Origin of the sequence: Kribbella sp. CCNWLW201 (assembly GCF_037203805.1) — a bacterium.
Classification (GTDB): Bacteria; Actinomycetota; Actinomycetes; order Propionibacteriales; family Kribbellaceae; genus Kribbella.
The window spans coordinates 289,915-314,325 of record NZ_JBBCBQ010000002.1 but is presented as its reverse complement, the minus strand read 5'-3'; the positions used below and the strand labels follow the sequence as shown (position 1 = coordinate 314,325).

The 24,411-nt window shown below is 67.2% G+C and carries 19 protein-coding genes; 17 read left to right on the top strand and 2 right to left on the bottom strand.

The annotated features are described in order from the left end of the window. Window positions 1–34: 34 nt before the first annotated feature. From V9K99_RS11185 to rplL, 4 genes are all read left to right on the top strand, one after another. Window positions 35–877, top strand: coding sequence for an IclR family transcriptional regulator (locus tag V9K99_RS11185; RefSeq protein WP_337003863.1), 843 nt, complete (start codon window positions 35–37; stop codon window positions 875–877). Continuing rightward, the gene (locus tag V9K99_RS11180) at window positions 874–2,055 is read left to right on the top strand and encodes an MFS transporter (RefSeq protein ID WP_337003862.1); all 1,182 of its coding nucleotides are present in this window, start codon (window positions 874–876) and stop codon (window positions 2,053–2,055) included. Before V9K99_RS11185 ends, V9K99_RS11180 begins: the two co-directional genes overlap by 4 nt. A gap of 245 nt (window positions 2,056–2,300) precedes the next feature. Next, window positions 2,301–2,912 (top strand): 50S ribosomal protein L10, encoded by a 612-nt coding sequence (gene rplJ, locus V9K99_RS11175; protein ID WP_337003860.1) that lies wholly within the window; start codon window positions 2,301–2,303, stop codon window positions 2,910–2,912. Between the two features lie 66 nt (window positions 2,913–2,978). Further along, entirely contained in the window at window positions 2,979–3,368 is a 390-nt protein-coding gene (gene rplL / locus V9K99_RS11170; protein ID WP_337003858.1) for a 50S ribosomal protein L7/L12, read from the top strand. A 46-nt stretch (window positions 3,369–3,414) separates the two neighbouring features. Here rplL and V9K99_RS11165 read toward each other — a convergent pair whose 3' ends face one another. Both V9K99_RS11165 and V9K99_RS11160 read right to left on the bottom strand, forming a co-directional pair. After that, window positions 3,415–3,942 carry a phosphatase PAP2 family protein gene (locus V9K99_RS11165; protein ID WP_337003856.1) on the bottom strand — a complete coding sequence of 176 codons (528 nt, stop codon included), beginning with the start codon at window positions 3,940–3,942 and terminating at the stop codon, window positions 3,415–3,417. Beyond that, complete coding sequence (locus V9K99_RS11160) at window positions 3,921–5,384, bottom strand: PhoX family protein (protein ID WP_337003854.1); 1,464 nt, start codon at window positions 5,382–5,384, stop codon at window positions 3,921–3,923. The genes V9K99_RS11165 and V9K99_RS11160 overlap by 22 nt, the downstream gene beginning before the upstream one ends. Before the next feature lie 389 nt (window positions 5,385–5,773). Here V9K99_RS11160 and V9K99_RS11155 point away from each other — a divergent pair, with 389 nt between their 5' ends. The 13 genes from V9K99_RS11155 to V9K99_RS11095 all read left to right on the top strand — a co-directional run bounded on the left by V9K99_RS11155 (window position 5,774) and on the right by V9K99_RS11095 (window position 24,363). Next, window positions 5,774–6,721, top strand: coding sequence for an ABC transporter ATP-binding protein (locus tag V9K99_RS11155; protein ID WP_337003852.1), 948 nt, complete (start codon window positions 5,774–5,776; stop codon window positions 6,719–6,721). Continuing rightward, window positions 6,718–7,491, top strand: coding sequence for an MlaE family ABC transporter permease (locus tag V9K99_RS11150; RefSeq protein ID WP_337003850.1), 774 nt, complete (start codon window positions 6,718–6,720; stop codon window positions 7,489–7,491). The genes V9K99_RS11155 and V9K99_RS11150 overlap by 4 nt, the downstream gene beginning before the upstream one ends. 1 nt (window position 7,492) lies before the next feature. Then, window positions 7,493–8,323: an MlaE family ABC transporter permease gene (locus tag V9K99_RS11145; RefSeq protein WP_337003848.1), complete on the top strand. Its 831-nt coding sequence runs from the start codon at window positions 7,493–7,495 to the stop codon at window positions 8,321–8,323. Window positions 8,324–8,327: 4 nt separating this feature from the next. Beyond that, window positions 8,328–9,656 (top strand): MCE family protein, encoded by a 1,329-nt coding sequence (locus tag V9K99_RS11140; protein ID WP_337003846.1) that lies wholly within the window; start codon window positions 8,328–8,330, stop codon window positions 9,654–9,656. Then, entirely contained in the window at window positions 9,653–10,684 is a 1,032-nt protein-coding gene (locus V9K99_RS11135; RefSeq protein WP_337003844.1) for an MCE family protein, read from the top strand. Before V9K99_RS11140 ends, V9K99_RS11135 begins: the two co-directional genes overlap by 4 nt. Further along, complete coding sequence (locus V9K99_RS11130; RefSeq protein ID WP_337003842.1) at window positions 10,681–11,694, top strand: MCE family protein; 1,014 nt, start codon at window positions 10,681–10,683, stop codon at window positions 11,692–11,694. Before V9K99_RS11135 ends, V9K99_RS11130 begins: the two co-directional genes overlap by 4 nt. Next, complete coding sequence (locus tag V9K99_RS11125; RefSeq protein WP_337003840.1) at window positions 11,694–12,881, top strand: MCE family protein; 1,188 nt, start codon at window positions 11,694–11,696, stop codon at window positions 12,879–12,881. The genes V9K99_RS11130 and V9K99_RS11125 overlap by 1 nt, the downstream gene beginning before the upstream one ends. After that, a complete protein-coding gene (locus V9K99_RS11120; RefSeq protein ID WP_337003838.1) occupies window positions 12,878–14,095 on the top strand; it encodes an MCE family protein in 1,218 nt (405 codons plus the stop codon). The genes V9K99_RS11125 and V9K99_RS11120 overlap by 4 nt, the downstream gene beginning before the upstream one ends. Next, complete coding sequence (locus tag V9K99_RS11115; protein ID WP_337003836.1) at window positions 14,092–15,384, top strand: MlaD family protein; 1,293 nt, start codon at window positions 14,092–14,094, stop codon at window positions 15,382–15,384. The genes V9K99_RS11120 and V9K99_RS11115 overlap by 4 nt, the downstream gene beginning before the upstream one ends. Then, complete coding sequence (locus V9K99_RS11110; RefSeq protein WP_337003834.1) at window positions 15,381–15,881, top strand: hypothetical protein; 501 nt, start codon at window positions 15,381–15,383, stop codon at window positions 15,879–15,881. The genes V9K99_RS11115 and V9K99_RS11110 overlap by 4 nt, the downstream gene beginning before the upstream one ends. Continuing rightward, entirely contained in the window at window positions 15,881–16,690 is an 810-nt protein-coding gene (locus tag V9K99_RS11105) for a hypothetical protein (RefSeq protein ID WP_337003832.1), read from the top strand. Before V9K99_RS11110 ends, V9K99_RS11105 begins: the two co-directional genes overlap by 1 nt. A gap of 261 nt (window positions 16,691–16,951) precedes the next feature. Then, entirely contained in the window at window positions 16,952–20,434 is a 3,483-nt protein-coding gene (rpoB, locus tag V9K99_RS11100; RefSeq protein WP_337003830.1) for a DNA-directed RNA polymerase subunit beta, read from the top strand. Window positions 20,435–20,502: 68 nt separating this feature from the next. Further along, window positions 20,503–24,363, top strand: coding sequence for a DNA-directed RNA polymerase subunit beta' (locus V9K99_RS11095; RefSeq protein ID WP_337003827.1), 3,861 nt, complete (start codon window positions 20,503–20,505; stop codon window positions 24,361–24,363). Window positions 24,364–24,411: the final 48 nt, after the last annotated feature.

Below are 24,411 nucleotides of genomic sequence, written 5' to 3'. Positions count from 1 at the left end.
GCCTATTTCCCGTATCGTGGGATAGTCTTTCGATATGCAGGAAAACCAGGCCGAGGCTGCTCCGCGGGGAGCGGTGCAGTCGATCGACCGGGCGGTGGCGATCCTGCGGTGTTTCGACGCCCGCACTCCCGACCTCGGCATCAGTGACCTGGCGCGCGCCACCGGGCTGTCCACCAGCACCGTGCACCGGCTCCTGCTGGCGATGCAGGAGAACGGGTTGGTCCGCCAGACGGCGCACCGCCGCTACGCGATCGGCCCGCTGGTCGCTCAGTTGGCTCACAGCGGTGGAATCCCGGCCGGCCTGCGTGACGCCGCGATGCCGGTGCTGCGCGCGCTGCGTGACGAGACCGAGGAGACCGCGGCCGTGCACGAGTTGCTGCCGACCGGGCAACGCGTCGTCGTGGATCAGGTCGAGAGTCGTCACCAATTGCGTCGTACTTATACAGAGTTCGGCATTCCAGTGCCGTTGCCGCTCGGGGCTCCGGGCAAGGTGTTGCTCGCGTTCTCGCCGTGGGAGCGGCAGGTCGAGGTGCTGGCGGCTCCGCTCGCGCAGGTGCTTCCGCAGACCATCACGGATCCCGTCGTACTGGCCGCTCAGTTGGCCGAGATCCGGACGAAGGGCTTCGCCAAGTCGATGTCGGAACGCACGCCCGGCATCAGGTCGGTCGCCGCACCGGTCTTCGATCACTCAGGTCAGGCCGTCGGTTGTCTGTCGATCTCCGGACCGGAGATGCGGATGCCCGCGGAGCGGCTGGACGAACTCGGGGAGCTGGTCGTCCCAGCGGCGTGGTCGGTGTCCGAGTTGCTGGGTGCGACCCCGGCGGCGCGTGACACCTGTACGGCGCGGGCCTCGGCGCCGGCCGGGTCCGTCCGATGAATCTCTGGCGGATCGCCCCGTCCGTTTACCTCCCGGCCCTCCTCTACGGCATCGGCCAAGGTGCGATCGCGCCGGTCGTGGCCGTGTCCGCCACCCATCTCGGCGCCTCGGTCGCGACCGCCGGTCTGGTCGTCGCGGCCGCCGGCCTGGGCCAGGTCATCGGGGACATCCCGGCCGGTTCGCTCACCAACAAGATCGGTGAGCGTCGCGCCATGCTTCTCGCGACCGTCCTGGTCGCGTTCGCGTTGGTTGCCTGCCTGCTCGTCCCGACGGCCTGGGGCCTCGCGATCGCGATCGCCGCCACCGGAGTGGCCGGCGCGGTGTGGGGCCTGGCCCGGCAGGCGTACCTGAGCGAGGCCGTGCCGGTCGAGATGCGGGCTCGCGCGCTGTCCACGCTCGGCGGCGTGCAACGGATCGGCTCCTTCATCGGCCCGTTCCTGGGTGCGTTCGCGATGAGGTTCCTCGGCACCGACGGCGCCTACTGGGTCCATCTGGTCGCCGCGGTCCTGGCCTGCGGCGTCCTGCTGAGTCTGCCCGACGTCGAGTCGGTACGACGTACGCGTGGAAGTCGCCCGGTCGCGGCGCAGTCGACGTGGGCCGTGATCCGGGACCATCTGCCGGTCCTGCGGACCCTCGGTGTCGGGGCGCTGTTGGTCGGAGCGGTCCGGGCGTCCCGGCAGGTGGTGATTCCGCTGTGGGCATTGCACATCGGGCTCGATCCGCAGACCACCAGCATCATCTTCGGGTTGTCCGGTGCGGTCGACATGCTGCTCTTCTATCCGGCTGGTTCGGTGATGGATCGGCTTGGTCGCAAGTGGGTCGCCGTACCGTCGATGTTCGTGCTCGGGCTGGCCCACCTGCTGCTGCCGTTGACCCACACGACCGCCGCGCTGACCGCGGTCGCCCTGCTGATGGGCGTCGGGAACGGGTTGGGGGCCGGGGTGATCATGACGTTGGGGGCGGATGCGTCTCCACCGGTCGGCCGGGCGCAGTTCCTGGGTGCGTTCAGACTGTTCGCCGACACCGGGAATGGTGCCGGTCCGTTGCTGCTGGCGGGCGCGACCGCCGTACTCGGGCTGGCGCCTGCGATCGTGATCATGGCCGCGACCGGCTGGGCCGCGGCGACCGCGATGCAGCGGTGGATTCCACCGCACCCGATCCCGGAGCAGCCAGGCTGAGTGGAACCGATGAGCAGCCAGGCTGAGTGGAACCGATTTGGTTCCCGAGTCAAGATCAGGCACACTGAATCCTGCCGAAGACCGCTGGTCGCTGCTCCCTGAGTAGCTGAAGGTCCCACTTTCGAGTGGGCGGCCCGCGCAGGTGACTTGGATAGTGAATCAGTATGTTCACGCCCTTGCGCCTGCGCAGGGGCGTTTTCCTTTTCCAGGGGTCTCAGGCGTGGAAGCCAAGAAAAGGAGACCCCATGGCGAGGCCGGACAAGGCTGCCGACGTCGCGGAGCTGACGGAGAACTTCCGTAGCTCGAACGGCGCCGTGCTGACCGAGTACCGCGGACTCACCGTGGCGCAGCTGCGGGAATTGCGCACTACGCTCGGTGACGACGTGAACTACGCCGTGGTGAAGAACACGCTGACCAAGATCGCGGCCAAGGATGCCGGCGTCGAGTCGTTCGACTCGCTGCTGCAGGGTCCGTCGGCCATCGCCTTCATCAAGGGCGACCCGGTGGTCGCGGCCAAGGGCCTGCGTGACTTCGCCAAGGCGCATCCCCTTCTCGTCATCAAGGGTGGAGTGCTGGAAGGTAAGGCACTCGGCTCTGACGAGATCACCAAACTCGCTGACCTGGAGTCGCGTGAGGTTCTCCTCGCGAAGCTCGCAGGTGCGATGAAGGCGGCTCCGCAGCAAGCGGTGTCGCTGTTCGCTGCTCCGCTGTCGCAGGCCGCGCGCCTGTTCGCGGCGCTGCAGGACAAGCTGCCGGCCGAGGCCGCCCCCGTGGCGGACGAGGCGCCGGCCGTGCAGGACACGGTCGAGGCACCTGCCGAGGCGAGCACCGAGGAGACCGCGCCGGCCGAGAGCTGACGCACTCACTCACGCAACACCCATTCAGTGATCACCCAGCAACACATTTACGGAAGGACCGCCACCATGGCGAAGCTCAGCACCGAAGAGCTCCTCGGCCAGTTCAAGGAACTGACCCTGCTGGAGCTGTCGGAGTTCGTTAAGGCGTTCGAGGAGGAGTTCGGCGTCACTGCCGCCGCCCCGGTCGCCGTCGCCGCTGCCCCGGGTGCCCCGGCGGCCGGCGCTGCCGAAGAGGCCGTCGAGCAGGACGAGTTCGACGTCGTCCTCGAGTCGGCCGGCGAGAAGAAGATCCAGGTCATCAAGGAGGTGCGCGGTCTCACCAGCCTTGGTCTGAAGGAGGCCAAGGACCTGGTCGAGTCGGCCCCGAAGGCCATCCTGGAGAAGGTCGACAAGGCTGCCGCGGAGAAGGCCAAGGAGGCCCTCGAGGGCGCCGGCGCCACCGTCACCCTGAAGTGACCCGTGCGGCTTAGCCGCACACCAAGCAGTACGCCGAAGGGCGGTCCTACCCAGGGCCGCCCTTCGTCAGGTTCTGGAGCAACTTCCGGAGCGCTCCCACCCAAGCCAGCGCCCAGACCCACCCGGCGAGTACGTCGGACGGGTAGTGCCGCCCGAGTGCGAGCTGCGCCCAGCCGACAAACAGCAGTAAGGCCGCGCCCAGCAGCACAGCCGGCAGCCCACGGCGCACGATCAACACGAGCGCACCGACGAGAGCTGCCGTGTTCGCCGCGTGACCACTCGGAAAGCTGTACGCCGACACATCCGCGGGCAACGGCCACAGGTCCGGCCTCGACCGCCCGACCAGTTCCTTCAGCAGCGGATTCACCGCCCACACCACGCCGATCCCGGCCACGAAGAACGCCGCATCGACCCATCGGCGCAGTACAAGCAGCACCACCAGCACGACGACCGCAACGGCTGCCAGCGGCCCCAGTTCGGTCAGGTCGCTGACGACCCTGGCAGCCGTTGTGTCGTCGTGCAGCCAGATCAGCAGGTCTTCCTCGAAGACCGTCAGACGCCGATGAGGTGCCACGGTCCCCAGATGGCGAACGACATCCCGCGACTGGCCTGGATATTGACGAACAGCGTGTGACCGTCAGGACTGAAGGTCGACCCGGCGAACTCGTCGCCGGAGCGGTCCACCCCGGTGCGGCTGGTCAGCCGGTTCAGCGCGATGTCCCACAGTTGACCGCCCCGGGACAGGCCACGCAGGTAGTTGTCCTGCGTGTTGTCCTCGCAGAGCACCAGGGTTCCGCGGTTGCTGGTCGTCACGTTGTCCGGGAAGTCCAGCGTCGCGCGGTCCGGCGACTGATAGATCAGCTGCAGCTTCCGAGCCCTGGTGTGATACGCCCAGACCTGGCCGAAGCCGTTGCCGTAGCCATTGACCGAATCCGGCCCGGTCTCCTCCGCGCCACCGCCCTGTGTCGAGGTGAAGTACACGACGTGGTCGTCGTACACCTGCCCTTCCAGCCGGGAGAAGTACGCCGCTCCTTGCGAACGACCCTGGTCGCCGACGTACACGAGGGCCTGGTCGTTCGTCGTCGGCGCGGGCTGCCCTGGTGTGTAGGGGAAGCTCGGGGCCGGGTCGTCGATGTCGACCCACGTCACGTCGTACGTCGCCCGGAGTGGTTGCTCGGCCGCCAGGTTCAGGTTCGGACGGCCTTTGACGGCGAGCATCTGCAGCCGGCCGCCGTCCTCGATCCGCCCGCTTTGCATGGGGTTCCGGGGCGGGCGATAGCGGTAGAACCCCGACGGGAACGCGAAGTTGTCCTCGGTCAGGTAGAGGAAGCCGTCGACCGGATCGAACGAGACGGCCTCGTGCGCGAACCGTCCGGCGTGAGTGATCGGCTGACGGTCGGACTGGCCGCGGGCCGGAACCTCGAACACGAACCCGTGCGGCTTGGTCAGCGGCACGTTCGACACCCCGGTGAAGTCGGCCCCGACGTCGGGCCCGTTCACCGTTTCCTCGCAGGTGATCCAGCTGCCCCACGGCATGATTCCGCCGCTGCAGTTCATCATCGTGCCGTTCAGGCTGGTGAAGGCGCTGACCACCTCGCCGAACCGCGTCACCTCGATCGTCGTCGTCCCGCTCTGTGCCATCGCGTCGTACGGCGTACCTGGCCCGAAGGGAGCGCCTGGGTTGTTCACCTCGTGGTTGCGGACCAGCACGATATTTCCGTTGCTCCGCTGAAAGGCACCCATGCCGTCGTGCCGGCCGGGCAGGTTGGTGCCGTCGTTCAGTACGACGGGAAACTCCGTGTCATGGAAGGACCGGTAGGCGAATCCTTCCGGTAGATGCAGCCGGACCTTGCCGTCGCGCAGATCCGGGATCGCCCGCAGGGCCCGGAACGGTGCCTCGGCCTGCGGAGCCGCCATCGCCTCGCGGGCCACGAATCCCTGGAACGGACCGCCCGCGAGCATGCCGCCCGCGACCGCAGCGCTTCCCTTGAGGAATGTTCGTCGTTCGATGCTCATCCGTCAGCCCCTCCTCGGCCAGGCGAAACCCTGGCTCGACGCTAGCTTTCGGCCCGGTTTCCGGACAGATCTCGGATCTCGGGTCGCGGTGTGTGTCGAGTCGTTTGCGCTGCGATACCAGTTCGGCGGTGGTCTGCGGTGGGGCCGCCGTACCCGGACCTGAGCAGCCGCTAGGATCACCCGGAGCCGCGTGCCGATCAGCACACCGTGATCGGCGTCAGCAGACAGTGACCGGCGTGACCGGAGCGTGACCCGTTGGTCACCGTCACTTGACATGCGGGGGTTACACAAAACCGTACTCGTGCGTAACCTAGGCAACCGCGCCTCGTTGGACACGGCAGATCGTCGTCGGTTCGGGGCCAGAGACAGACATCCCGTGAGGAGGACCGGTGGGCGTAGAAGTCCGCGTCGAAGGTCTCACGAAATCCTTCGGAAGCCAGCTGATCTGGGGCGACGTGTCCCTGACGCTGCCCGCCGGTGAGATCTGCGTGATGCTCGGCCCTTCCGGAACCGGGAAGTCCGTATTCCTGAAGACGCTGATCGGTCTGCTCAAGCCGGACAAGGGTCACGTCCACATCGAGGGCACCGACATCGCCACCTGCTCCGAGCGGTCGCTGTACGAGATCCGCAAGCTGTTCGGCGTGCTGTTCCAGGACGGCGCGATGTTCGGCTCGATGAACCTCTACGACAACGTCGCCTTCCCGCTGCGCGAGCACACCAAGAAGTCCGAGGCCGAGATCCGCTCCATCGTGATGGAGAAGATGGAGATGGTCGGCCTGGTCGGCGCGGAGAAGAAGCTGCCGGGCGAGATCTCCGGCGGGATGCGCAAGCGGGCCGGCCTGGCCCGCGCGCTGGTGCTGGAGCCCGAGATCCTGCTGTTCGACGAGCCCGACTCGGGTCTTGACCCGGTGCGTACGGCGTTCCTGAACCAGCTGATCATCGACCTGAACGAGATGACCCAGGCCACCTGCCTGATCGTCACCCACGACATCAACACCGCCCGGACCGTGCCGGACAACATCGGGCTGCTCTATCACCGGCACCTGGCCATGTTCGGCCCGCGGGAGATGCTGCTGTCCAGCGAGGAGCCGGTGGTCCGCCAGTTCCTGAACGCGCAGCGGGTCGGCCCGATCGGCATGTCGGAGGAGAAGGACGCCGACGAGCTGGCCCGTGAGGCCGACCAGGAGCTGCCACCGCTGCCACCGATCCCGGTGCAGCAGTTGCCGAGCAGCGGAGTGATCCGGCCGACTCAGCGGCCGCCCGGCGAGTGGTGCCGGGAGAACGGTGTCACCCCGCCGCCGGGTTCCTTCGCCGCTGATGTGGTGGGGGCTACGTGACCGTTTCCGCGACCGCCCCGCTGAAGCACGCCGGCTCGCTGTTCTCCTTCGCACTCGACACGGCTCGGGCCTCGGTCCGCCGGCCGTTCCAGCTGCGGGAGTTCCTGCAGCAGGCCTGGTTCGTTGCCAGCGTGACGATCATCCCGACCGCGCTCGTCGCGATCCCGTTCGGCGCGGTGATCGCGCTGCAGGTCGGCGGCCTGATCAAGCAGTTCGGCGCCCAGGCCTTCACCGGCTCGGCCGCCGTACTGGCCGTGGTCCGGGAGGCGTCGCCGATCGCGACCGCGCTGCTGATCGCGGGCGCGGGCGGCTCGGCGATCTGTGCCGATCTGGGCGCGCGCAAGATCCGCGAGGAACTCGACGCGATGATGGTGCTTGGTATCGACCCGATCCAGCGGCTGGTGGTGCCGCGGGTGCTGGCGACGATGCTGGTCGCGTTCTTCCTGAACGGGTTCGTCAGCGTGGTCGGCGTGATGGGTGGCTACGTCTTCAACGTCGTACTGCAGGACGGGACGCCAGGCAGTTATATCGCTTCGTTCACCGCGCTCGCCCATCTGCCGGACCTGTGGCAGGGGCAGGCCAAGGCCCTCGTGTTCGGGTTCATCGCGGCGGTGGTGGCGTCGTACAAGGGAGTGAACGCGGGCGGCGGGCCGAAGGGGGTCGGTGACGCGGTGAACCAGTCCGTCGTCATCACCTTCATGCTGCTGTTCGTCGCGAACTTCGCGATGACGGCCATCTACTTCCAGCTCGTCCCGCCGAAGGGGGCCTGACGTGTCGGCCCTGGTGGACACCCTGGTCAAGAAGCCGCTCAACTCACTCGATCGACTGGGTGAGCAGCTCGCCTTCTACATCAAGGCACTGGCCTGGTCCGGCAAGTCGATCACCCGGTACCGCAAGGAGATCCTCCGGCTGCTGGCCGAGGTGACCCTGGGCACCGGCGCGCTCGCCGTGATCGGCGGCACCGTCGGCGTGATCACCTTCCTGGCCTTCTTCACCGGTACCGAGGTCGGCCTGCAGGGTTACTCGGCGCTGAACCAGATCGGTACGTCGGCCTTCGCGGGCTTCGTGTCGGCGTACATCAACACCCGCGAGATCGGCCCGCTGATCGCCGGGATCGCCCTGGCCGCGACCGTCGGCTGCGGGTTCACCGCCCAGCTCGGCGCGATGCGGATCAGCGAGGAGATCGACGCCCTCGAGGTGATGGCGATCCCGTCGCTGCCGTTCCTGGTCACCACCCGGATCATCGCCGGCCTGATCGCGGTCGTCCCGCTGTACGTCGTCGGTCTGCTCGCGTCGTACTTCGCCACCCGGCTCACCGTGACCATGTTCTACGGGCAGAGCACGGGGACGTACGACCATTACTTCCATCTCTTCCTGCCACCCGGGGACGTGCTGTGGTCGTTCGGGAAGGTGCTCGTCTTCTCCGTCCTGGTGATCCTGGTGCACTGCTACCACGGCTACCACGCGACCGGTGGTCCGGCCGGTGTGGGCGTCGCGGTGGGCCGTGCGGTCCGGACCTCCATCGTGGTGATCAACGTCGTCGACCTGCTGCTGTCGATGGCGATCTGGGGTACGACGACCACAGTCAGGCTGGCGGGGTAGCGCCATGACGAGATCAGTGCCGCACAAGGTACTCGGGGTCGCCTTCATCGGCGTGCTGTGCTTCCTGCTCTGGCTGACCTATGCCTTCTACGCCAAGGTCTTCACCAAGACGATCGACGTGGAGCTGAAGACCAGCCACATCGGCCTGCAGCTGAACAAGCACGCGGACGTGAAGCTGCGCGGCATCATCGTCGGCGAGGTCCGCGACGTCTCCACCGACGGCGACGAGGCGACCGTCGAGCTGTCGCTGAAGCCGGACCAGGTGGACGAGATCTCCAGCGCGGTCAGCGCCCGGATCCTGCCGAAGACGCTGTTCGGCGAGAAGTACGTCGCGCTGGTCCCGCCGACCGGTGCGCAGGGCCGGCACATCAAGGCCGGGGACGTCATCTCGCGGGACAAGACCGCGGTCGGCATCGAGATCGAGAAGGTGCTGAACGACGCACTCCCGCTGCTGCAGGCGGTCGACCCGGCCGACCTGAACGCCACCCTGAACACGCTGGCCACCGCCCTCGAGGGCCGCGGCGCCGAGATCGCCGGCACGCTGACCCAGCTGGACGCGTACCTGAAGAAGCTGAACCCGCATGTCCCGACGCTGATGGTCGCGCTGACCAAGCTCACCCAGACCGCCGAGCTGTACGGCGACGCGACCCCCGACCTGGTCCGCGCGCTGCGGAACCTGACCCTCACCGGCAACACCGTCGTGGAGAAGCAAGTACAGCTGCAGAAGTTCTTCCTCGACGTCCAGACGCTGTCCGGTACGACGAACACGTTCCTCAAGGAGAACGAGGACCGGGTGATCCGGCTCGGCGAGGTCAGCCGGCCGGTGCTGGACCTGCTGGAGCGGTACTCACCGGAGTTCCCGTGCTTCCTCAAGGTGATGACGGAGACCGCGCCGATCCTGAACGACACGTTCCGCGACGGCCGGCTGAACATCAACCTCGAGCTGATCACCAACCAGCCGACGCCGTACCAGCCGAACGAACGGCCCGCCTACAAGGACCGTCGTGGGCCGACCTGCGTGGGGAAGAACTACAGTCACCCCGGGGCCAAGCCGGGTCCGTACACCCAGGAGAACCCGGCGCCGTACATCACCGGTGAGGACGGCGTGATCGGCGACCACAACAAGAACGAGCGGTTCCCGGTGAACCTGCAGCTGAACCGGGCGATGCCCGGCTTCGACCTGGACACCCAGGGCGTCGGTTCGCCGGCCGAGCAGCAGGTGGTCGACTCGGTCGTCGGCCTCGAGATGGGTGTCGCGCCGTCCGACGTACCGGACCTGACCACCCTGATGGTCGGCCCGATGCTGCGCGGAAGCCAGGTGAATGTGAAGTGAAGATCCTGGACAAGAAGACGTCGCTCGACACCGTGCGGCTGGCGATCTTCGTGGTGGTGACCACGGTCGCGACCGCCCTGCTGGCGGTGACGATCGGGAACATCAGCTTCAACTCGACGACGAAGTACAAGGCCGTCTTCACCGACGCGGTCGGGCTGAACAAGGGTGACGACATCCGGATCGCCGGGGTGAAGGTCGGCCAGGTCGACAAGATCGCCCTCTACCAGGACACGTTGGCGATGGTGACGTTCAGCGTCGACTCCGGTCAGGTCCTGGACGCCTCGACGCACGCCACGCTGCGGTACCGGAACCTGGTCGGCAACCGCTATATCGCGCTCACCGACGGCGTCGGCGGCGGCGAGCGGCTGAAGAAGAACGGCGTCATCCCGAAGGAGCGGACCGCGCCGGCGCTGGACCTGTCGGTGCTGTTCAACGGGTTCAAGCCGCTGTTCACCGCGCTGACCCCGGCGGACGTGAACCAGTTCGCCTTCGAGGTGATCAAGGTGCTGCAGGGCGAAGGCGGCACGATCGAGTCGCTGCTCGCCAAGACCGCCTCGCTGACCACCACGCTGGCCGATGCGGACCAGGTGATCGGCGACCTGATCACCAACCTGACCTCGACGCTGCAGATCGTCTCCCAGCGGCAGCAGAACTTCTCCCAGCTGCTGGTGAACCTGCAGCAGTTCATCACCGGGCTGAGTCAGGACATCAACCCGCTGCTGAACTCGCTCGGCTCGATCAACTCGCTGAACAACAAGACAGCCGGTCTGCTGCAGCAGACCCGGGTGCCGGTCAAGGCCGACCTGGCCCGGCTCCGCACCGTCGCGACCACCCTGGACGACACCCAGGCGATCTGGGTCAAGACGCTGCAGAACATGCCGGAGAAGCTGAACACGATGACCCGGACCGCGTCGTACGGCTCCTGGTTCAACTTCTACCTGTGCAACTTCGACGGCAACGTCACGCTGCCGATCGGGACCCGCATCCCGGTTGCCTACGACAACAACTCGGCGAGGTGCGCAAAATGAGGCCCTTCCGTGAGCAGAATCAGGTGACCGTCGGCGTGATCGGCCTGACGGTGATCGGGCTGATCATGCTGGCCGCGTTCAAGGCACAGGACCTGCCGCTGATCGGCGGCGGGACGAAGTACTCCGCGCAGTTCTCCGAGGCCGGCGGGCTGAAGCCGAACGACGAGATCCGGGTCGCCGGTGTCCGGGTCGGGCAGGTCCGCAAGGTCGAGCTCGAGGGCACCCACGTCCGGGTCGACTTCGTGGTGGACAAGGGCGTGAAGCTCGGCGACCAGACCGGCGCCGAGATGAAGATCAAGACCCTGCTCGGGCAGAAGTACCTGAAGCTGAACCCGGCCGGTCCCGGTCAGCTCAAGCCCGGCTCCGAGATCCCGCTGGCCCGGACGATCTCGGCGTACGACGTCGTGGACGCCTTCAGCGATCTCGCGAACACCACCGAGCGGATCGACACCGTCCAGCTGGCCAAGGCCCTGGACACCTTGTCGACGACGTTCAAGAACACCCCCGAAGAGGTGCAGGCCTCGCTCACCGGGCTGTCCCGGCTGTCCCGCAACGTGGCCAAGCGCGACGAGCAGCTCAAGTTGTTGCTGCAGCACTCGAACGTGGTCAGCAAGGTCCTTGCCGACCGCAACCAGCAGCTGATCAAGCTGATGAAGGACGGCAACACCGTCTTCCAGGCCGTGCAGGCCCGGCGGGCGCTGATCCACCAGTTGCTGGTGTCGACGCAGAAGCTTTCCGCGCAGATCACCGCGCTGGTCCGGGAGAACCGTAAGGACCTGGCGCCGACGTTGCAGAAGGTCAACGCCGTACTGGCGGTGCTGCTGAAGAACCAGAACGACCTGGACGCCAGCATCAAGGGGCTGGCGCCGTTCGTCCGCGTCTTCACCAACACGCTGGGCACTGGGCCGTGGTTCGACGTCTACCTGCAGAACCTGGTGCCGGTCCCGGAGATCCCCGCGCCGACGGTCCCGATTCCCGGGTTCCCGCCGATCCTGGGAGGTGGCGGCTGATGAAGATCGCGTCGCTGTCCCGGCTGGTCGCGATCGCGGTGGTCCTTGTGGTCCTCGCGGTCAGCGTGATCTCGCTCTGGCCGAAGCCCGACCGGGTGACTGCCACGGCGTACTTCCCGCGTGCGGTGTCGGTGTACCCCGGCTCCGACGTACGGATCCTCGGCATCAAGGTCGGCGAGGTGGAAAGTGTCACCCCGGCCGGCCGGACCGTGCGGGTGAAGTTCTGGTGGGAGGCCAAGCACAAGGTGCCGGCCACCGCGAAGGCGGTGATCGCGGCTCCGTCGATCGTGGCCGACCGGTACGTGCAGCTCACCCCGGCGTACTCCAAGGGTGACGTGATGGCCGACGGGGCCGAGATCCCGATCGACCGGACCGCCGTACCGCTGGAGCTGGACCAGATCTACCAGAGCCTGAACGACCTGTCCGTCGCGCTCGGTCCGAAGGGTGCGAACGACCAGGGCGCGCTGTCGCGGCTGCTCGACGTCTCGGCGAAGAACCTGAACGGCCAGGGCGCCAAGCTGAACCAGACCATCACCGACGTGTCCAAGCTGACCGGAACGCTGGCGGGCAACTCGCAGAGCCTGTTCGCGACCATCCGGCAGCTGCAGACGTTCGTGTCCGCGCTGGCGGCGAACGACCAGCTGGTCCGGCAGTTCAACACGAACTTCGCCGCCACCTCGACCACGCTGGCCGGTGAGCGCCAGGATCTGGCCAAAGCGCTGTCCCTGCTGGCGACGGCACTCGGCGAGGTCGCCACGTTCGTGAAGGACAACCGGGCCCTGCTGAAGACGACGATCTCCGGTGCCACCGATCTGTCCCAGATCCTGGTGAAGGAGAAGGCCGCGCTGGCCGAGGTCCTCGACACCGCGCCGCTCGGCCTGGGCAACCTGGCCCGCGTGTACAACCCGCAGTACGGGACCCTGGACCAGCGGATGAACCTGGCCCAGCTGGACGATCCGGCGACGTTCATCTGCTCACTCCTGCGGCAGGCGAACCAGCCGATGTCGACCTGTACGGCGCTGAAGCCCGTCCTCGACGGCCTGGCGAAGCTGCCCCTACTGAGCCAGCTCACCGGTAGTGCTCCGGCAAGCGGTGGCCCAGCCGGTACGCCGTACGCCCCGGAGCCCAAGGCACCGTTGAACAGCCCAGATCCGGTCGACCCGACGCTCGGAGGGCTGGTCCCATGAGGCGCCGTACGACGATCGTCGCCGGAGTGCTCGCGCTCGCCATGGTGCTGACCGGGTGCGACTTCAGCGTGTATTCGCTGCCGTTGCCGGGTGGCGCCAAGATCAAGGGGCCGTCGTACACGGTCACCGTCGAGTTCGCCGACGTCTTGGACCTGGTGCCGAAGTCATCGGTGAAGGTGGACGACGTCACCGTCGGCACGGTCGAGAAGGTCTGGCTGGACGGGTACGTCGCCAAGGTCCGGATCAAGCTGCCGAAGAGCCTGGAGCTGCCGGACAACGAGCGGGCGACGATCCGGCAGACCAGCCTGCTCGGAGAGAAGTTCGTGTCGCTGTCGGCGCCGACCGGGTCGGAGCAGCCGCGCGGCAAACTGGACAACGGCGAGGTCATCCCGCTGGCCCGGACCACCAGCAACGTCGAGGTCGAGGAAGTCCTGTCCGCGCTGTCGCTGCTGCTGAACGGCGGCGGCGTGGCCCAGCTGCAGATCATCACCCAGGAGCTGAACAAGGCGCTGACCGGCAACGAGCCGGCCATCCGCAGCGTGCTCGACCAGCTGAACATCTTCGTCGGCACCCTGGACAAGAACAAGCAGCAGATCGTCACGGCGATCACCGCCGTCGACGCGCTGGCCAAGAAGCTGAACGCGCAGAAGGCGACCCTGGCGACCGCGATCGACTCGCTGCCGAAGTCGATCGCGACCCTGGACAAGCAGCGGGCGGCCCTGGTCAAGACGCTGCAGGCGCTGGCGACCCTGGGCAACACGGCCACCCGGGTGATCACCGCGTCGCAGAAGGACCTGGTGGCCAACCTGCAGTCGCTGTACCCGATCCTGACCAAGCTGGCCGAGGCAGGGGAGGACCTGCCGAAGTCGCTCGAACTGCTGTTCACCTACCCGTTCCCGGACGCGGCCGCCAAGGCCGTCCAGGGTGACTTCACCAACCTGGGCATCACCCTGGACGTGAACACCCAGAAGGCGCTGCAGGGCATCCTCGGACTCAACCTGCCGACCGTCGGCCCGACGTCCATCCCATTGCCGCGGTTGAGCGTCCCGCTGCACAACCCGACCGGCAACTCTCTGCCGTCGTTGCCGGTGCCGACCGGTGCGGCGACCACCTGCACCACGATCCTCGGGCTGCCGGTCTGTACGCAGACGCTGAACCGCTCGGGCTTCGACCCCGAACTGGCCAAGGTGCTGATGCCGGGGGTGGTGAAGTGATCACCAGATCGGTCCGGATCCAGCTGATGGTGTTCCTGCTGATCACCATCGTCGGCGTTGCCTTCGTCGGTGCCAGGTACGCCCAGGTGGACAAGCTGTTCTTCGACGAGGACTACACGGTCAGCGCCAGCTTCGCCGAGTCCGGCGGCATCTTCTCCGGCGCCGAGGTGACGTACCGCGGCCAGCCGGTCGGCCGGGTCGGCGAGCTGAAGCTGCTGACCGACGGCGTCGAGGTGAACCTCGACATCGACAAGGGCGTGAAGATCCCGAACGACCTGCTCGCGGTGGTCGCGAACCGGTCCGCGATCGGCGAGCAGTACGTCGACCTGCAGCCGCGCCGCGACACCGGCCCGTACCTGCAGGACCACTCGCGGATCGCCCGCCAGGACACCGCGATCCCGATCGACACCACCGAGCTGCTGCTGAACCTCGACCAGCTGGTGAACTCGGTCGACAAGGAGAGCCTGCGCACCACGGTCCGCGAGCTCGGAGCGGCGCTGAAGGGCCGGGGCACCGACCTGCAGCGGATCATCGACAACTCCGGCCTGCTGATCGACGACGCGGACGCCAACATCCTGCAGACGATCAAGCTGATCAACGACGGCGACACCGTCCTGGCCACCCAGGTCGCCAGCGGCGACGCGATCAAGACCTGGGCGAAGAACCTCGCCCTGCTGTCCGACACCCTGGCCAGCTCGGACGCGAACATCCGCCAGGTGATCGACCAGGGCTCGGCCGCCTCCGAGCAGGTGACCGCCCTGATCACTGAGAACCGTGCGGACATCGCGGTGCTGCTCGGTAACCTGCTGACGGTGAGCGAGTTGACCGCGGTCCGGCTGGACGCCGTCGAGCAGCTGCTGGTCGTGTACCCGGCGGTGTCGATGGGCGGCTACGTCGTACCGGCGAAGGACAAGGCCACCGGTCACTACGACGCGCACTTCGGCCTGGTGCTCGGGATCGATCCGCCCGCCTGCCGGGCCGGGTACGGCGGGACCGACAAGCGGGTCCCGCAGGAGACCGGCGACACGGCGGCCAACACGAAGGCGGGCTGTACGGCGAACCCGTCGTCCGGCGTCAACGTCCGCGGCGCCCAGAACAAGCCGAGCCCGTCGTCTCGCGAGGACCTGAACCGGATCGGGTACGGCGTCGGGTACGACCCGGCCACCGGTGCGGCGGGTGGGTCCGGCGGCGTGCCGGAGTTCATCCTCGGCTCGACCGGCGGTCAGGAGGCTGTCCTCGGCAGCGACTCCTGGAAGGCCCTGATCCTCGGACCGGTGACTGGAAAGTGACTCTCGGCAACTCCAAGCGAGGCCCGCTGATTCTGGCCTGGGCGCTCAGCGTTCTGCTCGTGGTCGCGCTGGCCGGTGGGACCCTCTCGGCGATCGCGCTGCACCGGCAGGACGAGAGCAAGGCGCAGCGCGACGGCGCGATGAAGGCCGGCCGGCAGTCGGCGCTGGACTTCACCACGTACGACTACAAGTCCTGGGAGGACTACTCGAAGCGGGTGCTGGCCGACTCCACCGGGCAGTTCAAGGACGAGTTCCAGTCGGCCTTCAACGCGTCGAAGGCCGCCGCGCAGTCCAACCAGGGGACATCCAAGGGGGATGTGAAGGAGGCGGCCGTGGTTTCGAGCGACAAGGACTCCGCCCAGGTGCTGGTGATCGTGGACGCCGTCGTACAGAACACCGCCGAACCCAACGGACAGCTGCGGCACTACCGGATCAAGCTGGACCTGGTCCGGGAGAACGACCGCTGGCTGACCGCCGACCTCCAGTTCGTGGGTTGATGATGGATCGCCCACGCAACCGCCCCCGCATCGCCGGCCAGCGCCGTACCTCGTCCGGCCCGGGTACGACGGATGCCGCCGTCGAGCCCGAGGTCGCAGACACGCCGACCGAGGTGACAACGACCGACACCGAGGCCGCGTCCGAGACCCCGGAGACACTCCCGCAGGACGTGACCCCGGCCACATCGGAGGCGTCTGAGGGGGCGGTCCAGGCGGCCGAGCCCGGCGATTTGGACACGGACAGTGACGAAAACGGGGTCTCGGAAGCCCCGGATCCGGAGCGCGAAGAGGCTGTCCAGGGACCCGACCAGGAGGTCGAGAAGCCCGGCCGGCTGGGCGTCATGCTGTCCGCCGCGCTGGGTGTTCTGGTGGTCCTGGTGCTGGTCGTCTCGGGGCTGCTCGGGGTCAAGGCGTGGCAGGGCAAACAAGCCGACGACGCCCGCGACCAGGCGGCCGCGGCCGGGCGGAAAGCGGCCGAAACCGTGCTCAGCTACGACTATCGGGACCTCGACAAGAGCTTCGCGGCGAGTCAGGCATTGATGACCCCGGACTACTCGGGGAAGTTCGCCGAGACCGCGAAGGTGGTCCGCACGCTGGCCACCAAGAACAAGACGACGGTGCGGGCCGACGTCCGCGAGGTCGGGGTGAAGGACGGCGACGCCGACCGGGTCACCCTGATCATCTTCGTGAACCAGACCACCACCAGCACGCTCACGAAGGGTGTTCCCCGGATCGATCTGAACCGGACCCGGTTCACGATGGTCCGAAACGGCGATCAATGGCTGGTCCAGGAGATCGCCGGGCTGTAGTCTCTTTGTGACTCCGGACAGGATGTCCTGGGCGACTCGCGGGTAGTCTTCCCGCTCGAGAACCCGGGTTGATCCTTGACTGAGTGGGTGGTCCGAAGGCATAGTATCGGACCCCATTGGACAGGCTTGCCCTGATCGGGTAGCCTATTGCTTTGCGCTGCCTTTAACCTCCCCCTGGCTCGGGTCTCGACTTGACTAGGGCGGTTCGGCATGCGCTCCCAGCACCGAAGTGATTTCTGCGAGCCCGTGGAAGGACGCCCCTTGGTCGCCTCGCGCAACCCCCAGTCCGACAGCATTTCCGACGTTTCCGGCTCCCGCCGCATCTCCTTCGCAAAGATCTCCGAGCCTCTCGAGGTTCCGGATCTGCTTGCGCTGCAGGTGGACAGTTTCGACTGGCTGGTCGGCAACGAAACGTGGCAGGCCCGTGTGGCCGCCGCCGAGGCCGAGGGACGGTCGGACCTGTCCGGCCCCAGCGGTCTGGAAGAGATTTTCGAGGAGATCTCCCCGATCGAGGACTTCAGCGGCACCATGTCGCTGTCGTTCCGCGACCACCGCTTCGAGCCGCCGAAGAACACCGTCGACGAGTGCAAGGAGCGGGACGTCACCTACTCCGCGCCGCTGTTCGTCACGGCCGAGTTCATGAACAACGAGACCGGCGAGATCAAGAGCCAGACCGTCTTCATGGGTGACTTCCCGTTGATGACGCGCAAGGGCACCTTCGTCATCAACGGCACCGAGCGGGTCGTCGTGTCCCAGCTGGTCCGTTCGCCCGGTGTGTACTTCGAGCGCACGCCGGACAAGACATCGGACAAGGACATCTTCACCGCCAAGATCATCCCGTCGCGCGGTGCGTGGCTGGAGTTCGAGGTCGACAAGCGGGACATGGTCGGTGTCCGGCTGGACCGCAAGCGCAAGCAGAACGTCACCGTGCTGCTGAAGGCGCTCGGCTGGACCGACGCCCAGATCCTGGAGGAGTTCGGCGACTACGAGTCGATCCGGCTCACCCTGGAGAAGGACCACACCTCCGGGCAGGACGACGCGCTGCTGGACATCTACCGCAAGCTGCGGCCGGGTGAACCGCCGACGCGGGAGGCCGCCCAGGCGCTGCTGGACAACTACTACTTCAACGGCAAGCGCTACGACCTGGCCAAGGTCGGCCGGTACAAGATCAACAAGAAGCTGGGCCGCGACGAGGCCCACGACACGGCCGTCCTGACGATCAACGACATCGTCGCGACGATCAAGTACCTGGTCGCGCTGCACGAGGGCAAGACCGAGCTGGACGCGCCGCAGGGCGAGATCGTGGTCGAAGAGGACGACATCGACCACTTCGGCAACCGCCGGCTGCGGACCGTCGGTGAGCTGATCCAGAACCAGCTGCGCACCGGCCTGGCCCGGATGGAGCGGGTGGTCCGGGAGCGGATGACGACCCAGGACGTCGAGGCGATCACGCCGCAGACCCTGATCAACATCCGTCCGGTGGTGGCGGCGCTGAAGGAGTTCTTCGGCACCTCCCAGCTGTCGCAGTTCATGGACCAGACCAACCCGATCGCGGGCCTGACCCACAAGCGCCGCCTGTCGGCCCTTGGCCCGGGTGGTCTGAGCCGGGAGCGGGCCGGCTTCGAGGTCCGCGACGTGCACCCGTCCCACTACGGCCGGATGTGCCCGATCGAGACCCCGGAAGGCCCGAACATCGGTCTGATCGGCTCGCTCGCGACGTACGGCCGGGTGAACCCGTTCGGCTTCGTCGAGACGCCGTACCGCAAGGTCGTCGACGGCCAGGTCACCGACCAGGTGGACTACCTGACCGCGGACGAGGAGGACCGGTTCGTCATCGCCCAGGCCAACGCCGCGCTGACCGACGACAACCGGTTCGCCGAGGACCGGGTGCTGGTCCGCCGGCGGCACGGTGAGGTCGAGCTCGTGCTGGTCGACGACGTCGACTACATGGACGTCTCGCCGCGCCAGATGGTGTCGGTTGCGACCGCGATGATCCCGTTCCTCGAGCACGACGACGCCAACCGCGCGCTGATGGGCTCGAACATGCAGCGGCAGGCGGTTCCGCTGATCACCGCCGACGCGCCGCTGGTCGGCACCGGGATGGAGTACCGCGGTGCGGTCGACGCCGGTGACGTGCTGGTGGCCGACAAGGCCGGTGTGGTCAAGGAGGTCTCGGCCGACCTGATCGAGGTCGCCGCCGACGACGGCACGTACCAGACCTACCGGCTGGCGAAGTTCCGCCGGTCGAACCAGGGCACCTGCATCAACCAGCGCCCGCTGGTCGACGCGGGGCAGCGGGTCGAGGTGAACAGCCCGCTCGCCGACGGTCCGTGCACCGACGAGGGCGAGATGGCACTCGGCCGCAACCTGCTGGTCGCGTTCATGCCGTGGGAGGGCCACAACTACGAGGACGCCATCATCCTCAGCCAGCGGGTGGTCCAGCAGGACCTGCTGACCTCGATCCACATCGAGGAGCACGAGGTCGACGCCCGCGACACCAAGCTGGGTCCGGAGGAGATCACCCGGGACATCCCGAACGTCTCCGACGAGATGCTGGCCGACCTGGACGAGCGGGGCATCATCCGGATTGGCGCCGAGGTCACCACCGGCGACATCCTGGTCGGCAAGGTCACCCCGAAGGGTGAGACCGAGCTGACGCCGGAGGAGCGGCTGCTGCGCGCGATCTTCGGTGAGAAGGCCCGCGAGGTCCGCGACACCTCGCTGAAGGTGCCGCACGGCGAGAACGGCACCGTCATCGGTGTCCGCGTCTTCGACCGCGACAACGGCGACGAACTGCCGCCGGGCGTGAACCAGCTGGTCCGCGTGTACGTCGCCCAGAAGCGGAAGATCTCGGTCGGCGACAAGCTGGCCGGTCGGCACGGCAACAAGGGCGTCATCTCGAAGATCCTGCCGGTCGAGGACATGCCGTTCCTCGAGGACGGCACCCAGGTCGACATCATCCTGAACCCGCTGGGCGTGCCCGGCCGGATGAACGTCGGTCAGGTGCTCGAGACCCACCTCGGCTGGGTCGCCAGCCGCGGCTGGAAGGTCGACCCGGGCAACAAGGAAGAGTGGGCCCAGCGACTGATCAAGATCGGCGCCGGCGAGGCCGAGCCGTTCACGAACGTCGCCACCCCGGTCTTCGACGGCGCCAAGGAGGAGGAGGTCACCGGCCTGCTCGGCTCCACGCTGCCGAACCGCGACGGTGTCCGGATGGTCGACGGGACCGGTAAGGCCCGGCTCTTCGACGGTCGTTCGGGTGAGCCGTTCCCGGAGCCGGTCGGTGTCGGCTACATGTACATGCTGAAGCTGCACCACCTGGTCGACGACAAGATCCACGCACGGTCGACCGGTCCGTACTCGATGATCACCCAGCAGCCGCTGGGTGGTAAGGCCCAGTTCGGCGGTCAGCGGTTCGGCGAGATGGAGGTGTGGGCCCTGGAGGCCTACGGTGCCGCCTTCGCGCTGCAGGAACTGCTGACGATCAAGTCCGACGACGTGGTCGGCCGGGTCAAGGTGTACGAAGCGATCGTCAAGGGCGAGAACATCCCGGAGCCGGGTATCCCGGAGTCCTTCAAGGTTCTGGTCAAGGAAATGCAGTCCCTGTGTCTGAACGTGGAGGTGCTCTCGTCCGACGGAAGCCGGGTCGAGATGCGCGACAGCGAGGAGGACGTCTTCCGTGCCGCGGAGGAACTGGGCATCGACCTGTCCCGGCGTGAGCCGAACAGCGTCGAGGAGGTCTGAGCGGGTTGCCGCTTGAGATCAACAACCAACTCACTCAGACCACTTTTACAATCGGGAGATAACACATCGTGCTCGACGTGAACTTCTTCGACGAGCTTCGGATCGGCCTGGCGACCGCGGATGAGATCCGCCAGTGGTCGCACGGCGAGGTCAAGAAGCCCGAGACGATCAACTACCGGACGCTCAAGCCCGAGCGTGACGGTCTGTTCTGCGAGAAGATCTTCGGTCCCACCCGGGACTGGGAGTGCTACTGCGGTAAGTACAAGCGCGTTCGCTTCAAGGGCATCATCTGTGAGCGGTGTGGCGTCGAGGTCACCCGCTCCAAGGTGCGCCGGGAGCGGATGGGCCACATCGAGCTGGCCGCTCCGGTCACCCACATCTGGTACTTCAAGGGTGTCCCGTCGCGGCTCGGCTACCTGCTCGACCTCGCCCCGAAGGACCTGGAGAAGGTCATCTACTTCGCGGCGTACATGATCACCGACGTCGACGAGGAGTCGCGGCACCGCGACCTCGCGTCGCTGGAGGGTCGCACCGATGTCGAGCGCAAGCAGCTCGAGAACCGGCGCGACAACGACATCGAGCAGCGGCTGAAGAAGCTCGAGGAGGACCTGGCGCAGCTCGAGGCCGAGGGCGCCAAGGCCGACGTACGGCGCAAGGTCAAGGAAGGCGCCGAGCGTGAGGTCAAGCAGCTGCGCGACCGTGCGCAGCGCGAGATCGACCGCCTCGACGAGGTCTGGACCCGGTTCAAGAACCTCAAGGTCCAGGACCTGGAGGGCGACGAGATCCTCTACCGCGCCATGAAGGAGCGGTTCGGCAAGTACTTCGAGGGCGCCATGGGTGCCGCCGCGATCCAGCGCCGGCTGGAGACCTTCGACCTGAAGGCCGAGGCGGACAACCTGCGCGAGACGATCAAGACCGGCAAGGGCCAGCGCAAGACCCGCGCCCTGAAGCGGCTCAAGGTCGTCACCGCGTTCCTGGCCACCAACAACAGCCCGATGGGCATGGTGCTGGACTGCGTTCCGGTCATCCCGCCGGACCTGCGGCCGATGGTTCAGCTCGACGGTGGCCGGTTCGCCACCTCGGACCTGAACGACCTGTACCGCCGGGTGATCAACCGGAACAACCGGCTCAAGCGGCTGCTCGACCTGGGCGCGCCCGAGATCATCGTCAACAACGAGAAGCGGATGCTGCAGGAGGCCGTCGACGCGCTGTTCGACAACGGCCGCCGCGGTCGTCCGGTCACCGGCCCGGGCAACCGGCCGCTGAAGTCGCTGTCCGACATGCTCAAGGGCAAGCAGGGCCGCTTCCGGCAGAACCTGCTCGGTAAGCGCGTCGACTACTCGGGTCGTTCGGTGATCGTGGTCGGCCCGCAGCTGAAGCTGCACCAGTGCGGTCTGCCGAAGGCGATGGCGCTGGAGCTGTTCAAGCCGTTCGTGATGAAGCGGCTGGTCGACCTCAACCACGCGCAGAACATCAAGTCCGCCAAGCGGATGGTCGAGCGCCAGCGGGCCCAGGTCTGGGACGTGCTGGAAGAGGTCATCACCGAGCACCCGGTGCTGCTGAACCGGGCGCCTACCCTGCACCGGCTGGGTATCCAGGCGTTCGAGCCGCAGCTGATCGAGGGCAAGGCGATCCAGATCCACCCGCTCGTCTGCTCCGCGTTCAACGCGGACTTCGACGGTGACCAGATGGCGGTGCACCTGCCGCTGTCGGCCGAGGCGCAGGCCGAGGCCCGGATCCTGATGCTGTCGACGAACAACATCCTGAAGCCGGCCGACGGCCGTCCGGTCACGATGCCGACGCAGGACATGATCATCGGCATCTACTTCCTGACCATGCTGAAGGAGGGCGCGCTCGGCGAGGGCCGTGCGTTCAGCTCGGTGGCCGAGGCGCTGATGGCCTTCGACCGCAACGAGCTGTCGCTGCAGGCGAAGATCACGCTGCGTCTGGACGAGGCCGGCGTACCGGCTGGTGCGACCGAGCGGGCCGACGGCGGGTTCGCGCTGGAGACCACGCTGGGCCGGGCCCTGTTCAACGAGGCGCTGCCGGCGGACTACCCGTTCGTCGACGTCGAGGTGGGCAAGAAGCAGCTGGGCGGGATCGTCAACGACCTGGCCGAGCGGTACTCCAAGGTCCAGGTGGCCAACTGCCTGGACGCGCTGAAGGATCTCGGTTTCCGTTGGGCCACCCGGTCCGGCGTCACCGTGTCGATCGACGACTTCAGCACGCCGCCGTCCAAGCCGGAGATCATGGCCCGGTACGAGTCGCAGGCCGAGAAGGTCCAGAAGCAGTTCGAGCGAGGCCTGATCACCTCGTCCGAGCGGCGGCAGGAGCTGATCGAGATCTGGACCGGCGCCAACGCCGAGGTCGGCAAGGCGATGGAGGAGAACTTCGAGAAGGCCAACCCGATCTGGATGATGGTCCACTCGGGTGCCCGAGGCAACATGATGCAGATCCGGCAGATCGCCGGTATGCGTGGTCTGGTGGCCAACCCGAAGGGCGAGATCATCGCCCGGCCGATCAAGTCCAACTTCCGCGAGGGTCTGTCGGTGGTCGAGTACTTCATCGCCACCCACGGTGCCCGGAAGGGTCTGGCCGACACCGCGCTGCGGACCGCCGACTCGGGGTACCTGACCCGTCGTCTGGTGGACGTCTCGCAGGACGTGATCATCCGCGAGGAGGACTGCGGTACCGAGCGGGGCCTGCCGAAGAAGATCGGCGAGCCCGGTCCGGACGGCAAGGTCGTGCACGCGGAGAACGTCGAGACCAGCGCCTACGCACGGACGCTGGCCACCGACGCGATCGGTCCGGACGGCAACGTCGTACTGGCCGCGGGTGCGGACCTGGGCGACGTCTCGATCGCGAAGCTGGTCGAGGCCGGGCTCGAGGAGGTCAAGGTCCGCTCCGTGCTGACCTGTGACGCCAAGACCGGTACCTGCGCGAAGTGCTACGGGCGGTCGCTGGCGACCGGCAAGCCGGTCGACATCGGCGAGGCGGTCGGCATCATCGCGGCCCAGTCCATCGGTGAGCCGGGTACGCAGCTGACCATGCGTACCTTCCACACCGGTGGTGTCGCGGGTGATGACATCACCCACGGTCTGCCGCGTGTGGTCGAGCTGTTCGAAGCCCGGCAGCCCAAGGGCAAGGCGCCGATCTCCGAGGCGGCCGGCCGGATCTCGATCGAGGACACCGACAAGACCCGGAAGCTGGTGCTCACCCCGGACGACGGTTCCGAGGAGGTCGCCTACCCGGTGTCGAAGCGTGGCCGCCTGCTGATCGAGGAAGGTCAGCACGTCGAGGTCGGCCAGCAGCTGACGCAGGGTACGCCGGACCCGCAGGAGGTACTGCGGATCCTCGGTGTGCGCAAGGCGCAGGAGCACCTGGTGGACGAGGTCCAGGAGGTGTACCGGTCGCAGGGTGTGGCCATCCACGACAAGCACATCGAGATCATCGTCCGGCAGATGCTGCGCCGGGTCACGGTGATCGAGTCGGGCGACGCCCAGCTGCTGCCGGGTGAGCTCGCGGACCGGATCATGTTCGAGGCGGAGAACCGTCGCGTGGTCGCCGAGGGCGGTACGCCGGCCTCGGGTCGTCCGGTGCTGATGGGTATCACCAAGGCCTCGCTGGCGACCGAGTCGTGGCTGTCGGCCGCCTCCTTCCAGGAGACGACCCGCGTCCTCACCGAGGCCGCGATCCACGGCAAGTCCGACTCGCTGGTCGGTCTGAAGGAGAACGTCATCATCGGCAAGCTGATCCCGGCCGGTACGGGTATGGACCGGTACCGCAACATCCGGGTGGAGCCCACCGAGGAGGCGAAGGCCGCGATGTACTCGATGGTCGGCTACGAGTCGTACGACTACGACTTCGGCCCGTCCACCGGGCAGTCGGTCCCGCTCGACGACTTCGACCTCGGTTCGTACCAGAACTGATTCGAGTCACTCCGCCGAGGGCGGCACTCCCACTTTGGGGGTGCCGCC